This is a genomic window from Ancylobacter sp. Lp-2, from assembly GCF_020523795.1.
In the GTDB taxonomy this organism is placed as follows: domain Bacteria; phylum Pseudomonadota; class Alphaproteobacteria; order Rhizobiales; family Xanthobacteraceae; genus Ancylobacter.
In genome coordinates this window covers 338,453-352,455 of the sequence record NZ_JAJALI010000005.1, presented here as the reverse complement: position 1 = coordinate 352,455, position 14,003 = coordinate 338,453, and the positions used below count along the sequence as shown (strand labels likewise).

The 14,003-nt window shown below is 69.6% G+C and carries 13 protein-coding genes; 8 read left to right on the top strand and 5 right to left on the bottom strand.

Translation table 11 applies throughout. The features are described 5' to 3' along the window. Nucleotides 1–10: 10 nt before the first annotated feature. The 3 genes from LGR54_RS15170 to LGR54_RS15160 all read left to right on the top strand — a co-directional run bounded on the left by LGR54_RS15170 (nt 11) and on the right by LGR54_RS15160 (nt 3,992). A complete protein-coding gene (locus tag LGR54_RS15170; RefSeq protein ID WP_230362831.1) occupies nt 11–667 on the top strand; it encodes an arylesterase in 657 nt (218 codons plus the stop codon). A 155-nt stretch (nt 668–822) separates the two neighbouring features. Then, nucleotides 823–2,856: an acyltransferase family protein gene (locus LGR54_RS15165; protein WP_230362830.1), complete on the top strand. Its 2,034-nt coding sequence runs from the start codon at nt 823–825 to the stop codon at nt 2,854–2,856. 77 nt (nt 2,857–2,933) lie between these two features. Beyond that, complete coding sequence (locus LGR54_RS15160; RefSeq protein WP_230362829.1) at nt 2,934–3,992, top strand: NADP(H)-dependent aldo-keto reductase; 1,059 nt, start codon at nt 2,934–2,936, stop codon at nt 3,990–3,992. A 307-nt stretch (nt 3,993–4,299) separates the two neighbouring features. Here the strand turns inward: LGR54_RS15160 and LGR54_RS15155 are convergent, their stop codons facing one another. The 4 genes from LGR54_RS15155 to dapF form a co-directional block, all read right to left on the bottom strand. Further along, entirely contained in the window at nt 4,300–4,893 is a 594-nt protein-coding gene (locus LGR54_RS15155; RefSeq protein ID WP_230362828.1) for a septation protein A, read from the bottom strand. Nucleotides 4,894–5,061: 168 nt separating this feature from the next. Beyond that, on the bottom strand, nt 5,062–6,000 hold the full coding sequence (ftsY, locus tag LGR54_RS15150; RefSeq protein WP_230362827.1) for a signal recognition particle-docking protein FtsY: 939 nt from the start codon (nt 5,998–6,000) through the stop codon (nt 5,062–5,064). A 16-nt stretch (nt 6,001–6,016) separates the two neighbouring features. Further along, on the bottom strand, nt 6,017–7,309 hold the full coding sequence (gene mtaB / locus LGR54_RS15145) for a tRNA (N(6)-L-threonylcarbamoyladenosine(37)-C(2))-methylthiotransferase MtaB (RefSeq protein ID WP_230362826.1): 1,293 nt from the start codon (nt 7,307–7,309) through the stop codon (nt 6,017–6,019). Nucleotides 7,310–7,320: 11 nt separating this feature from the next. Then, entirely contained in the window at nt 7,321–8,187 is an 867-nt protein-coding gene (dapF, locus tag LGR54_RS15140; protein WP_230362825.1) for a diaminopimelate epimerase, read from the bottom strand. Nucleotides 8,188–8,478: 291 nt separating this feature from the next. Here dapF and LGR54_RS15135 point away from each other — a divergent pair, with 291 nt between their 5' ends. From LGR54_RS15135 to LGR54_RS15115, 5 genes are all read left to right on the top strand, one after another. Beyond that, a complete protein-coding gene (locus LGR54_RS15135; protein WP_230362824.1) occupies nt 8,479–9,189 on the top strand; it encodes a GyrI-like domain-containing protein in 711 nt (236 codons plus the stop codon). Nucleotides 9,190–9,278: 89 nt separating this feature from the next. Then, complete coding sequence (locus tag LGR54_RS15130; RefSeq protein WP_230362823.1) at nt 9,279–9,944, top strand: isoprenylcysteine carboxylmethyltransferase family protein; 666 nt, start codon at nt 9,279–9,281, stop codon at nt 9,942–9,944. 98 nt (nt 9,945–10,042) lie between these two features. Further along, the gene (rlmN, locus tag LGR54_RS15125) at nt 10,043–11,272 is read left to right on the top strand and encodes a 23S rRNA (adenine(2503)-C(2))-methyltransferase RlmN (RefSeq protein ID WP_230362822.1); all 1,230 of its coding nucleotides are present in this window, start codon (nt 10,043–10,045) and stop codon (nt 11,270–11,272) included. A gap of 4 nt (nt 11,273–11,276) precedes the next feature. Further along, nucleotides 11,277–11,861 carry a hypothetical protein gene (locus LGR54_RS15120; protein ID WP_230362821.1) on the top strand — a complete coding sequence of 195 codons (585 nt, stop codon included), beginning with the start codon at nt 11,277–11,279 and terminating at the stop codon, nt 11,859–11,861. A gap of 107 nt (nt 11,862–11,968) precedes the next feature. Beyond that, on the top strand, nt 11,969–13,195 hold the full coding sequence (locus LGR54_RS15115) for an argininosuccinate synthase (RefSeq protein WP_230362820.1): 1,227 nt from the start codon (nt 11,969–11,971) through the stop codon (nt 13,193–13,195). 70 nt (nt 13,196–13,265) lie between these two features. Here the strand turns inward: LGR54_RS15115 and LGR54_RS15110 are convergent, their stop codons facing one another. Further along, on the bottom strand, nt 13,266–13,769 hold the full coding sequence (locus LGR54_RS15110; protein ID WP_230362819.1) for a pyridoxamine 5'-phosphate oxidase family protein: 504 nt from the start codon (nt 13,767–13,769) through the stop codon (nt 13,266–13,268). Nucleotides 13,770–14,003: the final 234 nt, after the last annotated feature.

Genomic DNA, 14,003 nt, shown 5'->3' with positions numbered 1-14,003 from the left:
AAAGAGCCGGATGGAACACCTTGTCGTCAAATGGCTGGCGCCGGTGCTGCTGGCGGTCGCGGTGCTGGCGGCGCTGCCGCCCGCCGTCGCGCGGGCCGAGCCTGTGCGCCTCGTCGCGCTCGGCGACAGCCTGACCGCCGGATACGGCCTACCGGCCGCCGACGCCTTTCCGGTCAAGTTGCAGGCGGCGCTGAAGGCGCGAGGTCACGATGTCGTGATCGACAATGCCGGGGTTTCCGGCGACACGGCGAGCGCCGGGGCCGCCCGGCTCGACTGGTCGGTGCCGGACGGCACGCAGGGGGTGATCCTCGAACTCGGCGCCAATGACGCGCTGCGCGGTATCGACCCGGCAGTGACCGAGAAGGCGCTCGACGCCGCGCTGGCGGGGCTGAAGCAGCGCGGCATCCCGGTGCTGGTCGCCGGCATGCTGGCGCCGCCGAACATGGGCGCCGACTACAAGGCGCGCTTCGACGCCCTCTATCCGACGCTGGCCGCCAAATATGGCGCGCCGCTCTACCCGTTCTTCCTCGACGGTGTGGCCGGGCAGGGGGCGACGCTCAACCAGGCCGACGGCATGCACCCCACCGCCGCGGGGGTGGACGTGATGGTCGCGAAGATCCTGCCGACGATGGAGGCCTGGCTCGGCAGCCTCGCCAAGGCTCCCTAGCGCGGCACGGCTCCCTAGCTCGCGAATGCATCCTCGGCGGTTTCGCCGCGCGAACGCGGGTCCGCTCGCGCAGATGGCGAGTAACGCGGCATTTTCCCGCGCAGCGTGGCCGCGCGTCACTAGTCGCTGGTGGTATTTTCCCGTCAGAAACGGGGATGAAGTACCGACCCGAAATCGATGGGCTGCGCGCGCTCGCCGTCACCCCGGTGATCCTGTTTCACGCCGGGATCGGGGCGTTTTCCGGCGGCTTCGTCGGCGTCGACATCTTCTTCGTCATCAGCGGCTACCTCATCACCAGCATCCTGCTCACGGAGGTCCGGCGCGGCGAGTTCTCGCTGCTCGGCTTCTACGAGCGGCGGGCGCGGCGGATCCTGCCGGCGCTGTTCTTCGTGCTCCTCTGCTGCCTGCCCTTCGCCTGGGCGTGGATGGTGCCCGACCAGCTGCGCCATTTCGGTCGCAGCGTCGTCGCGGTGGTGTTCTCGGTCTCCAACTTCCTGTTCTGGCGCGAGGATGGCGGCTATTTCGCCGCCGCCTCCGAGCTAAAGCCGTTGCTGCACACCTGGAGCCTCGCCGTCGAGGAGCAATATTACCTCGTCGCGCCGCTGGCCTTCGTGCTGCTCTGGCGGCAGGGGCGCCGCGTCGCGTTCTGGGCGACCGCCGCCCTGGCGCTCGCCAGCCTGATGCTGGCGGAATGGGGATCGCGTTTCGCGCCGGTGGCGAATTTCTACCTGACGCCGTTCCGCGCCTGGGAGCTGCTCGCCGGCGCGCTCTGCGCCTTCCTCATGCTGGACGGGCCGATGCGGCGCAGCGAGCCGCTCGGCCTCGCCGGCCTCGGGCTCATTCTCGGCGCGGTGTTCCTGTTCGATGGCGGCACGCCGTTCCCCGGCCTCTACGCGCTGGTGCCGGTCGGCGGGGCGGTGCTGGTCATCCTGTTCGCCCAGCCGGGCACCGCCGCCGCCCGGCTGCTGTCGCTGCCGCCGCTGGTCGGGCTCGGGGTGATCAGCTACAGCACCTATCTCTGGCACCAGCCGCTGTTCGCCTTCGCGCGCATCCGCAGCCTTTCGGCGCCGTCGGAAGGCCTGCTGCTGCTGCTCGCTGTAGCGGCGGTGGGGCTGGGCGCGCTGAGCTGGCGCTTCGTCGAGCGGCCGTTCCGCCGCCGCGCCGCGCCGGGGGTGGCGCGCCGACGCTTCGCCGCCGCCTGTGCCGCCTGCGGCGTGCTGTTCGTCGCCGGCGGCCTCTATGCCAGCGTCTCGAAGGGCATTCCCGGCCGCGTGCCGGTGCCGGCGCCCGGCAGCCGCGAGGCCGGGCTGCTGGCCAGCCTCGCCGACGCGCCGCTGGCCAAGCCGTGCTGGCTGGGCACCGGGGCGACGGAGATCGGCGATTTCAACCTGCTGTGCCCGATCTTCACCCCGCCGGAGCCGGCGCACCGTATCCTGGTGATCGGCGATAGCCATTCCGCCGCCATCCTGCCGGCGTTCCATCTTCTCGGCGCGCGCAACGCCGTCTCCTGGCTGGGAGCGGGGGATTGCCCGCCGGTGCTCGATGCCGAAGTGAGGGGCAGCACGCTGGCGCGCGGCCTGTGCGAGGAGGTCAACCGCCGCGAATATGAGGCGGTGCGCGACGGCGGCTTCGACGTCGTGGTGCTGGCGGCGCGCTGGTCGCACTATTTCAACGGCGAACGGCCGGGCGCCCGGGGCCGGTTTTCCTTCATTCCGGCGGCGGCGGCCGCACCGTCCATCCATCCCTCCGCCGGCCCGGACGGCGTGTTCGCCGACCTGCTGGCGCATACGGTGCAGCGCTATGCCGGGCTCGGCGTCGCCGTGGTGCTGCTGGACCAGGTGCCCGAGCAGCCGGCCTCGCCCGACAAGCTGATGGAGCAGGTGGTGTTCCTCGGGGCCGGCGAGGGCGTGGGTGGCGCCGAGCTGCTGGAGACCATCGCCGGGAGTTCGCAATCCCTCGCCGCCGACGCCGTCCTGCAGGGCCCGGCCGAGCGGGCGATGGCGCGGCTCGCCGGTGGCGAGGTGTGGTACGTCTCGGTCGATCGCGGCTTCCGCCAGGGCGAGCTCTATCTCTGGGGCGACGCCAATGGCAGTTTCTATTTCGACAGGAACCATCTGTCGGTCTATGGTACCGCCTTCATCGCCGAGGAACTCACGCGCGCCTTCCAGCCGGTTCTCGACAGCCGGTAGGACGGCCCGCGCGGCCGGAGTTGCTCCGTCGGTTTCCTCGCCCCGACCTTCCCCACCAGCAAGTCGTTGATCCCATCATGCAGTATCGTCCGCTCGGCCGCACCGGCCTCGAGGTGAGCGCGCTTTGCCTCGGCACCATGACCTATGGGCAGCAGAACACCGAAGCCGAAGGCCATGCCCAGCTCGACTACGCCCTCGCCGAGGGCATCAACTTCATCGACACCGCCGAGCTCTATTCGATCCCGCCCAAGCCGGAGACCACCGGCTCCACCGAGCGCATCATCGGCACCTGGCTCAAGGCGCGCGGCAACCGCGACAAGGTGATCCTCGCCACCAAGGTGGTCGGCCTCTCCGAGATGACCTGGTTCCGCGATGACGGCTCGCCCGGCAAGCCCAACCGCGTGCAGATCCGCGAGGCGGTGGAGAAGAGCCTGAACCGGCTGCAGACCGACTATATCGACCTCTACCAGCTGCATTGGCCGGGCCGCGAGATGGCCTGGGGCTCCAACCCGACCCGCTGGCCCGAGGGCGCCGACGGCCGGCCGACGCCGGACGAGACGCCGATCCTCGAGACGTTGCAGGCGTTCGGTGAGCTGGTGAGCGAAGGCAAGGTGCGCCATATCGGTCTCTCCAACGAGAGCGCCTGGGGCACGATGCGCTTCCTCGCGGAAGCCGATAAGCACGGCCTGCCGCGCGTCGCCTCGGTGCAGAACGCCTACAACCTCATCAACCGCACCTACGAGACCGCGCTCGCCGAGGTGAGCCTGCGCGAGGACGTGGCGCTGCTCGCCTATTCGGCGCTGGGGCAGGGCTTCCTGACCGGCAAGTACCAGAAGGGCGCCCGGCCGGCCGGGGCGCGCACCACGCTGTTCGATCGTGGCCAGCGCTACCAGAAGCCGGGTACGGAAGCGGCGATCGACGCCTATCTCGCCATCGCCGCCGAGCATGGGCTCGACCCGGCGCAGATGGCGCTCTCCTTTGCGCTGTCGCGCGGCTTCATGACCTCGGTGATCCTCGGCGCCACCACCTTGGAGCAGCTGAAGACCGACATCGCGGCGCAGGACGTGGTGCTGGCGCCGGAGGTGATCGAGAAGATCGATGCCGTGCACCAGCTGACCGGCAACCCGGCGCCGTAACGGGCCTTCTTCTCCCGCACCGGGCCCGGCTGGTGCCGCACTCGGTCTCCACGAAGGTCAAACGCGGCACCGGCCGGGTTTGACGGAGAGGGATGGGGCGAGGGGGCTCCACGCCTCCCAATGGCGTCGCCGCTCACCGCTGACGCGGGCCATCTCCGTCGAAACCGGATAAATCCGGTTTCGACCTTCCCGGAACCGAACTCGGTAACAGCCGAGTTCGGTGCGGGGAGAGGGCAAGAAGGGGACAGGATCGGAAGGTGCGGCCGCGAGGCGGCTCCTCAAGGCCCCGGTGCTTCGGTAGTGGCCGCTACTCGCCGGCCTCGGGCGCGCCGGTCTTGGGAATGCCGGTCTTGGCGGTGCTGCCGGCCGGGGCGCCGTGGCGGGTCATCAGCGGCACCTGCGCCATGGCGAAGACCAAAGTGAGCGGCAGGTAGCCGAAGGTCTTGAAGGCGACCCATGAGTCGGTCGACACCGAGCGCCAGACGATCTCGTTCAGCACCGCCATGACGATGAAGAACACGCCCCAGCGGATGGTGAGCACCCGCCAGCCTTCCGGCGTCAGCTCGAACACGTCGCCGAGCACATAGGGCAGCAGCGGCTTCCTGAACGCCAGCCCGCCGAGCAGCGCCACGCCGAACAGCGCGTTGACCAGAGTCGGCTTCATCTTGATGAAGTGGTCGTCCTGCAGGACGATGGTGAGCGTGCCGAACACCAGCACCACGGCGGCGGAGATCAGCGGCATCACCGCGATCTTGCGGGCGATCAGCCACATCAGCGCCAGCGCCACGAAGGTGGCGATCATGAAGGCGCCGGTGGCGGCATAGATGCCGGCGCGGCCATTGGCGATGAAGAAGATCACCAGCGGCCCGAGTTCCAGCGCGATCTTGACGAGCGGGCTCATGCTGCGGGATGCGTCCGGGGGACGGTTATCGTTCATCGCGGTGGAAATCCTCACTTTCCAGCGTTGTCGCCCGGCAATGCGGCGCGATCAAGGGCCGCGCGATCACGGTCCGGTTTTCCCGCCTGCGTTTTCGCGACGCAGACGCACCCGCGTGACGCGAGGAGTCCCTCAGTCGTCGAGGCCGACCACGGCGCGGGCGAAATCGCGCGCGGCGAAAGGCTGCAGATCGTCAATGCCCTCGCCGACGCCGATCAGATGCACCGGCAGGCCGTATTTGGCGGCCAGCGCCACCAGGATGCCACCGCGCGCGGTGCCGTCGAGCTTGGTCATCACGAGGCCGGTGACGCCGGCGACGCGCTGGAACGCGTCCACCTGCGACAGCGCGTTCTGGCCGACCGTGGCGTCGAGGGTGAGCACCACCGCATGCGGCGCGGCGGGGTCCTGCTTCTTGATGACGCGGACGATCTTCTCCAGCTCCGCCATCAGCTCGGCGCGGTTCTGCAGCCGGCCGGCAGTGTCGATGATCAGCACGTCGGCGCCCTCGGCCTTGGCCTGGGCCAGCGCGTCGAAGGCGACGCCGGCGGCGTCGGCGCCCGGCGGGCGGGAGACCAGGGCGGCGCCGGTGCGGTCGGCCCACACCTTCAGCTGCTCGGTGGCGGCGGCGCGGAACGTGTCGCCGGCGGCGAGCACCACGCGTTTGCCCTCGCTCCGCAGCACCGAGGCGAGCTTGCCGATGGTGGTGGTCTTGCCCGACCCGTTGACCCCGACCATCAAGAGCACGAAGGGCTTGCCGTCGGCGCCGAAGGTGAGCGGCCTGGCGACGGGGGCCAGCACCTTCTCGATCTCGGCGGCGACGAGGCCGCGCACCTCCTCCGGCTCGATCTGCTTGTCGTAGCGGCCCTTGCCGACCACCTCGGCGATGCGGGCGGAGGTCTCCACCCCGAGATCGGCGCGGATCAGCACGTCCTCGAGGTCCTCCAGCGTGTCGGCGTCGAGCTTGCGCTTGGTGAACAGGTCGGTGATGCCGGTCGACAGGTTCGACGCGGTGCGCGTCAGGCCCTGTGTCAGGCGCTTCCAGAAGCCGGGGCGGGGAGTGTCGTCGCTCATGTCGCTTCCGAAAGGTTCAGGCGGCGATCAGCCGGGTGCCGAGGAGATGCGTGCCGTCATGCCCGGCGATACGCACCTCGCCGATGCTGCCGCGCGGCATGGGGGTGCCGAGCCGCACCGGGGTGAAGGCGCGGGTGCGGGCGAGGCCGCCGGCCTCGGCGAGCACCTCGGCCCGGGTGCCGATCGCGGAGGCGAGGTGGCGCAGCAGCGCGCTGGCGCCCTTCTCGCGCAGGCGGCGCGCGCGCTCCTTGACCGCGTCGCCCGGCAGCTGCGGCATGCGCGCTGCCGGCGTGCCGCGCCGCGCCGAGAACGGGAAGACGTGCAGATGCGTCAGCCCGCAGTCGTCGACGAGGGCCAGCGAGTTGCGGAAATGCGCCTCGGTCTCGGTCGGGAAGCCGGCGATGATGTCGGCGCCGAATACCATGTCCGGCCGGGCGCGGCGGATGCTGGCGCAGAAACGAATAGCGTCGCTCCGCGAATGCCGGCGCTTCATCCGCTTGAGGATGAGATCGTCGCCGGCCTGCAGCGAGAGATGCAGATGCGGCATCAGCCGCTCTTCCTCGGCGATGGCGCGGATGAGTTCGTCATCGGCTTCGACGGAATCGATGGAGGAGAGCCTGAGGCGCCGCAGCTCCGGCACGTGACGCAGGATCGCGCGCACCAGCGTGCCGAGCTTCGGCGCACCCGGCAGGCCGGCGCCCCAGGAGGTGAGGTCGACGCCGGTGAGCACCACTTCCGCGTAGCCGTTCTCGACCAGCCGGCGCACCTGCGCCACCACCTCGCCGGCCGGCACCGAGCGGGAATTGCCGCGTCCATAGGGAATGATGCAGAAGGTGCAGCGATGGTCGCAGCCGTTCTGCACCTGCACGAAGGCGCGGGTATGGCCCTCGATACCGTCGACCTGTAGCCCGTCGATCAGGTGCAGCGCGGTCTCGCGCACGCTCATGATGTCGCCGACGACGGCCTTTTCCTCGTTGCCGACGCCGAAATCGAGCGCCTGGCGGGTGGCGGCCCAGGTCTCCGGCTTCGCCTTCTCGGCATTGCCGATCACGCGCTCGACCTCTTCCATGCCGGCGAAGGTCGCCGGCTCGGTCTGGGCGGCGCAGCCGGTGACGACGATCCGCTTGTCCGGCTGCTCGCGCTTCAGCCGGCGGATCGCCTGCCGGGCCTGCCGCACCGCCTCCGCCGTGACGGCGCAAGTGTTGACCACCACGAGGTCGTCAAGCCCCGCCGCGCCGGCGGCGTGCTTCACCGCCTCGGATTCGAGCGTGTTGAGGCGGCAGCCGAAGGTGACGACGTCGATGGACATGAGGCGGTCCTTCAGGCCGTCACGCCGAGCATGTCGGGGGTGAGGCGACCGGAAAATTCCAGTTCCGCCGGGCCGGTCATCAGGATGTGGTCGTCGGCCTCGCGCCACTCGATGGTGAGGTCGCCGCCGGGCAGGGTGACGGTGACGCGGCGCCCGGTGAGGCCGAGGCGGACGGCGCAGACAGCGGTGGCGCAGGCGGCGGAGCCGCAGGCGCGGGTGAGCCCGGCGCCGCGCTCCCATACCTTCAGGAGGATGCGGTCGGGCGCCAGCACCTGCGCCACCGAGATGTTGGCGCGATCCGGGAAGGCGGGATGGCGCTCAAGCTCCGGCCCGTAGCGGCCGAGGTCGATGGCGGCGGCGTCCGGCACGAAGAAGACCGCGTGCGGGTTGCCGACATTGGCCACCGCCGGGCCGACGAGCACCGGGGCTTCCGCCGGGCCGGCCTGGATGTCGATGGCGCGGGTATCGGCCACCGGGCCGGCGAGCGGGATATCGGCCCAGCCGAAGCGTGGCGGCCCCATGTCGACGGTGATGCCGCCGGAGGCGACATTGCAATCGAGCAGGCCGGCGACGGATTCGAAGCGGATATGGCTGCGGCCGGTGCGGCCATGTTCGTAGAGCGCGATGCAGCGCGTGCCGTTGCCGCAGGCGCCGGCCTCCGAGCCATCGGCGTTGATGATGCGCACATAGGCGTCGATGCCCGGCACGGCGGCGGGATAGAGCGCCATGATCTGGTCGAAGGGCAGCACCTCCGGCCGGGCGAGGGCGCGCGCCTCCGCCGGCGGCACCGGCACCGGCTCGTCGCGCAGATCGAGCACGACGATCTCGTTGCCGAGGCCGTTCATCTTCACGAAGGGGCGGTCTGCCAGCGAAGCCATGGTGTTCCGAGAAATGCGCAGCCGGGCGCTCAAGCGGCGGAATTCCGCCCTTATATGGCGAAGCCGGGCGCGAAGGCCAGTGCGTTTGCCGCAGGACGCCCGTTCCGGCGGCGCAGGCGTGCCCAAGGGATCGGGGATGGAGGCGTGGCGCCGCTGCCGCGCGGGCGGGGAAAGGTGGTGGCGGCTGCTTTGCGCCATCGTCGCGCCACCGGCGGGATGCTAAGGATGGGACGGCGTCATGCCGTGCCCGGGTGAACCATGCAGCTTGTCCTTCGGCTCCTGAATCCTCTCATGAAATCCGTGCTCGCGCTGGCGCTGCTGGCGATGGTGGCGCTGCCGGTCCGGGCGCAGTCGCCCGCGCCGGCCGCCGAGGCGCCGGCCGCAGGAACTCCGTCCCCCGCCGCGCCGGCGACGCCGGATCCGAAGACGCCGGAAGCTCCTGCCGTCGGGGAGGGTGACATGGTGGCGCCGCCGGTGGTCGATCCCAAGGGCGTCGGCACCACGGCGGTGGCGCCGGGCGGCGACCCGCTGCAGCGTCCGGACGGCTTCGGCGATCCCGCCGAGATGGTGCCGGTGCCGGTGCTGCAGAAGAGCGCCAAGAGCAACTGGGACGACGGCTTCTCCACGCTGGTGGCGACGCTCAAGGAGGTCTATGCCGAGCTCGACCGGCTGAAGCTGAAGCGGGTCGGCGCGCCGTTCATCGTGTACACCATGACCGACGACGCCGGCTTCGAGTTCGAGGCGGCGGTGCCGTTCTCCGGCGCCACCACCGAGAAGCCGGGAGCGGGCTTCGAATTCTCCGCCTCGCCGGCCGGCAAGGCGCTGCGCTTCACCCATCGCGGCCCCTATGACGCGATGGACCCGACCTATGAGCAGATCGCCAACCTACTCGACGCCAAGGACTTGGAGGCGCAGGACCTCTATGTCGAGGAATACCGCGCCGATCCGGTGACGACGCCGGAGGACGACCTCGTCATCGACATCTGGGTGCCGCTGAAGTAGCGGCCGACGCCGAAGCGGATCCGGCGCCGGCGGGAACCGCGCGGGGCCGCCGGCGGTTGAAAAGGGTTGGGCATTACCGGGAGGCCGTCATGGCATCCGCGCTGCGCTCGCCGGCCCTCATCGCGCTCTCGCTGCTGGCGACGCTCGCCTATCTCGGCCTCGCCGTGCTCGGCTGGGGCGGCATCGACGCCTTCTTCGCCGATCCGGCGCGCATCGCCGCCGCGCTGGTGCTGTTCGCGCTGGCGGTAGCGGCGCTGTTCACGCAGGGCAATCTCAGCGCCGGCGAGCGCGAGGATCGCGGCAATCGCTGGGTGCTCGCGGTGTTCGGCGTTCTCGGCCTGCTCTCGGCCTGGCTGCCGGCCTATACCGACCGGCTCGATGTGTGGACCTTCGGCGGCGCGGGCGTGCGCTGGCTCGGCGTGCTCCTGTTCGCCGGCGGTGGCGCGCTGCGGCTGTGGCCGGTCTTCGTGCTCGGCAACCGGTTCAGCGGGCTGGTGGCGATCCAGCCCGGCCACACGCTGGTGACCGACGGCATCTATGGCGTCATCCGCCATCCCAGCTATGCCGGCCTGCTGATCTGCTCGCTCGGCTGGGCGCTGGTGTTCCGCTCGATGGCCGGGGTGCTGCTGGCGCTGCTGCTCATCCCGCCGCTCGTCGCCCGCATCCGGGCCGAGGAGGCGCTGCTGAGCGCGGCGTTCGGCGAAGAATATGACGCCTATCGCGCCCGCACCTCGCGGCTGGTTCCCGGCCTCTGATGACCGCACGGCTGCGTTATTCGCGCCGGCGCCACTTCTGTGCTATGAGGCGCGAAAGCAGTCATTTGCGCACCCGTTGCGGGGCTTATCCGACCGACATGAACACACTGATCGAAACCGCGCCGCGTCCGGCGGCCGGTACTTTTCCTCCCGTCGCTGCCGCGCCGGCCAAGCGCTCGCTCGCCGGCCTCGACCGCGAGGGCCTTTCCGCCGCGCTCGCCGAAATCGGCCTGCCCGAGCGCGAGCGGCGCATGCGCGTCGCCCAGCTCTGGCACTGGATCTATCTGCGCGGCGTCACCTCCTTCGACGGCATGACCAATGTCGGCAAGGGGCTGCGCGAGAAGCTCGCCGCCGCCTTCACCCTCGACCGACCCGAGGTGGTGGTCGAGCAGGTCTCCGCCGACGGCACCCGCAAATGGCTGCTGCGCCTGCCGCCGGACATCGCCGGCGACAAGCCGCACGACGTCGAGATGGTCTATATCCCCGAGAGCGACCGCGGCACGCTTTGCGTCTCCTCGCAGGTGGGCTGCACGCTGAACTGCTCGTTCTGCCACACCGGCACCCAGCGGCTGGTGCGCAACCTGACCGCCGCCGAGATCGTCGCGCAGGTGATGGTCGCGCGCGACCGGCTGGGCGATTACCCCGGGCAGGAGCGCGCCGTCGGGCCGGGCCTGCCGACCGAGGGCGACCGCCTCGTCACCAATATCGTGTTCATGGGCATGGGCGAGCCGCTCTATGCCTATGACTCGGTGGCGAAATCCATCGAGGTGCTGTCGGATGGCGAGGGGCTGGGTATCGGCAAGCGCCGCATCACCGTCTCCACCTCCGGCGTGGTGCCGGAGATCGAGAAGCTCGGCACCGAGGTGGGGCCGATGCTTGCCATCTCGCTGCACGCGGTGCGCGACGAACTGCGCGACGTGCTGGTGCCGATCAACAAGAAGTACCCGTTGAAGCAGCTGCTCGACGCCTGCCGCAACTATCCGCCGGCCTCGAATGCCAAGCGCATCACCTTCGAATACGTCATGCTCAAGGGCGTGAACGACAGTCCGTCCGACGCCAAGGCGCTGGTGAAGCTGCTGGCCGGCATCCCGGCCAAGATCAATCTGATCCCGTTCAACCCATGGCCGGGCACCAAATATGAGTGCTCGGACTGGGAGACCATCGAGCAGTTCTCCGACATCGTGTTCCGCGCCGGCTATTCGAGCCCGGTGCGCACGCCGCGCGGGCGCGACATCCTCGCCGCCTGCGGCCAGCTGAAGAGCGAGACCGAAAAGCTCTCCGCCCGCGAGCGGCTGGCGCTGCGGGCGATGGCGGCCTCGGCGGAATAGCGGCGTGGACAGCCTGCTGCGCCTGTTGCTGCGCTTCGTGCTGGTGCCGTTCGGGCTGGTCTGCGCCCTGATCGTCTCGGTGCTGGTGATGATCGCCGGCTCCTGGCGGGTCGGCGACATCCTCGCCGGTACCGGCGACATCGACGCGATCCGGCTGTTCGACGCGGCGATGATCTCCGGGCTCGCTCTCTCCGGCGCGGCGCTGATGATGTGGGCGGTGGCGCTGATCGGCGTTTTGTTCGCCGAGATGTTCGGCGTGCGCTCCTGGCTGTTCCACGTGGCGAACGGGGCGATTTCCGCCTGGCTCGGGGCGCAGCTGTTCCCGCCCTTCCCGGAAGGCGCGGCGCTGGCCAGCTTCGACGTCGACCTCTACATCCTCGGCGCCGGGCTTGCCGGCGGGCTCGCCTACTGGCTGGTGGCGGGGTGGAGCGCCGGCTTCTGGAAGCCGGTCTTCGCCGAGCGCACCCCGGCGCCGCCGGCGGCGCCTCTCCCTCCGGCGCAGCCTGTTCCCCCGCCGCAGCCCTTGCCGCAGCCCTTGCCCGTGCCGGAGGCGACCAAATCGCCGCCTCCCGCGCCGCCCACTCCCTGAGCGTCGCATTTGCGCGTCGCACTTGCGCCTGCGCGCGCCATGCCTATAGTCCGCGCGCTTTCAAATCCCTTGCCTCTCTTCCTGATCTTCTCGCGGAATCCTTCGACATGGCTGACGTCAAGCGCGTGGTCCTCGCCTATTCGGGCGGTCTCGACACCTCGGTGATCCTCAAATGGCTGCAGACCACCTATGGCTGCGAGGTGGTGACCTTCACCGCCGATCTCGGCCAGGGCGAGGAGCTGGAGCCGGCGCGCAAGAAGGCCGAGCTGCTCGGCATCAAGCCGGAGCACATCTTCATCGAGGACGTGCGCGAGGAATTCGTGCGCGACTACGTGTTCCCGATGTTCCGCGCCAACGCGCTCTATGAGGGCCAGTACCTGCTCGGTACCTCGATCGCCCGGCCGCTGATCGCCAAGAAGCAGATCGAGATCGCCCGCAAGGTCGGCGGCGATGCCGTCTCGCACGGCGCCACCGGCAAGGGCAACGACCAGGTGCGCTTCGAGCTGAGCTATTACGCGCTGGAGCCGGAGATCAAGATCATCGCGCCGTGGCGCGAATGGGACCTGCGCTCGCGCGAGCAGCTGATCGCCTTCGCCGAAAGCCACCAGATTCCGATCGCCAAGGACAAGCGCGGCGAGGCGCCGTTCTCCGTCGACGCCAACCTGCTGCACTCCTCCTCCGAGGGCAAGGTGCTGGAGGACCCGTCGGTCGAGGCGCCGGAGATGGTGTATATGCGCACTATCGCCCCCGAGGACGCGCCGGACAAGGCGACCTACATCACCGTCGATTTCGAGCAGGGCGACGCGGTCGCCATCGACGGCGAGACGCTGTCGCCGGCCGCGCTGCTGACGCGCCTCAACGCGCTCGGCAAGGAGAACGGCATCGGCCGGCTCGACCTCGTCGAGAACCGTTTCGTCGGCATGAAGTCGCGCGGCGTCTACGAGACCCCCGGCGGCACCATCCTGATCGCGGCGCATCGCGGCATCGAGAGCATCACGCTCGACCGCGGCGCGGCGCATCTCAAGGACGAACTGATGCCGCGCTATGCCGAGCTGATCTATAACGGCTTCTGGTTCTCTCCCGAGCGCGAGATGCTGCAGGTGCTGATCGACAAGAGCCAGGAATTCGTCACCGGCCAGGTGCGGCTGAAGCTCTACAAGGGCAACGTCACCGTGGTCGGCCGCTCCTCGCCCTATTCGCTGTACAATCAGGACCTCGTCACCTTCGAGGAAGGCGCGGTCGCCTATGACCACCGCGACGCCGCCGGCTTCATCAAGCTGAACGCGCTGCGCCTGCGCACGCTCGCCAATCGCGACCGCAAGGTCGGCGGCTGAGCGGCGCTTTCGGCGAGATGAGGACGAAGGCCCGGCCTCGCGCCGGGCCTTTTCTTTTCTGGGGGCTCGTTCAGCCCAGCGGCACCTTGCGGTTCTCGCCGAGATCGGGCCTTTCGCCGGCCAGGCGGGCGGTGGCCAGCTTGAGCGCGATCACCACCGAACTCGACGGGCCGTCCCAATATTCCGCATCCTCGGGCAGGAAGCGCAGCACGCAGATATCAGGATCGTCCTTGCCGGCCGGCCAGAAGGCGCGGGCGGCATCGTTCCACAATTCGTCGATGCGCAGCCGGTCATGGCTGATCTCGGTCTCGCCGGAGACCGACAGATAGTCGTTGCGGCCGGGATGGGCGAAGATCAGCGCGCCCTGCGGATCGCGCTCCAACTCCTCGTCCATGTGGCCGCGCCGGTCGGACAGGAACCAGACGCAGCCTTCCCCGCGCGAGGGCATGGCATGCATCGGCCGGCCGCGCAGGGCGATGCCCTGCTTGGTCACCAGCATGCAGGTGCGGATGTCCTCCATCATCTTCCACACATGGTCGATGGCTTCGGTCGTGGTGCGGACGGTGCGTTCCATGGCGAAGGCTCCCTTGCTGGCCGGGTGAGGGGCGACTGTCCTGCCAACCCGCAAATGCCGGTGCCGGTTCCGTCACATGCTGTCGCGGCCGGGCATGGCGAGGCCGGCCGTCGGCGGGCTTTCGTGAAGCGGGTGCTGGAGCCTGTTCCACGAAGGCGTTCGCGACGAGAACAGGCTCCTGCTTGTTGAATCGAGCGCATTTTCTTGTCGATCAGGTGATTCCGCCTGATCGGA

What these genes read in the sequence shown, in the direction of transcription:
- dapF (WP_230362825.1), bottom strand. Translation starts at nt 8,187, where the DNA reads ATGGCTTCGCTGGCAGACCGCCCCTTCGTGAAGATGAACGGCCTCGGC.
- LGR54_RS15110 (WP_230362819.1), bottom strand. Translation starts at nt 13,769, where the DNA reads ATGGAACGCACCGTCCGCACCACGACCGAAGCCATCGACCATGTGTGG.
- LGR54_RS15130 (WP_230362823.1), top strand. Translation starts at nt 9,279, where the DNA reads ATGGCATCCGCGCTGCGCTCGCCGGCCCTCATCGCGCTCTCGCTGCTG.
- LGR54_RS15170 (WP_230362831.1), top strand. Translation starts at nt 11, where the DNA reads ATGGAACACCTTGTCGTCAAATGGCTGGCGCCGGTGCTGCTGGCGGTC.
- mtaB (WP_230362826.1), bottom strand. Translation starts at nt 7,309, where the DNA reads ATGTCCATCGACGTCGTCACCTTCGGCTGCCGCCTCAACACGCTCGAA.
- LGR54_RS15165 (WP_230362830.1), top strand. Translation starts at nt 823, where the DNA reads ATGAAGTACCGACCCGAAATCGATGGGCTGCGCGCGCTCGCCGTCACC.
- LGR54_RS15115 (WP_230362820.1), top strand. Translation starts at nt 11,969, where the DNA reads ATGGCTGACGTCAAGCGCGTGGTCCTCGCCTATTCGGGCGGTCTCGAC.
- LGR54_RS15155 (WP_230362828.1), bottom strand. Translation starts at nt 4,893, where the DNA reads ATGAGCCCGCTCGTCAAGATCGCGCTGGAACTCGGGCCGCTGGTGATC.
- LGR54_RS15135 (WP_230362824.1), top strand. Translation starts at nt 8,479, where the DNA reads ATGAAATCCGTGCTCGCGCTGGCGCTGCTGGCGATGGTGGCGCTGCCG.
- LGR54_RS15160 (WP_230362829.1), top strand. Translation starts at nt 2,934, where the DNA reads ATGCAGTATCGTCCGCTCGGCCGCACCGGCCTCGAGGTGAGCGCGCTT.
- rlmN (WP_230362822.1), top strand. Translation starts at nt 10,043, where the DNA reads ATGAACACACTGATCGAAACCGCGCCGCGTCCGGCGGCCGGTACTTTT.
- ftsY (WP_230362827.1), bottom strand. Translation starts at nt 6,000, where the DNA reads ATGAGCGACGACACTCCCCGCCCCGGCTTCTGGAAGCGCCTGACACAG.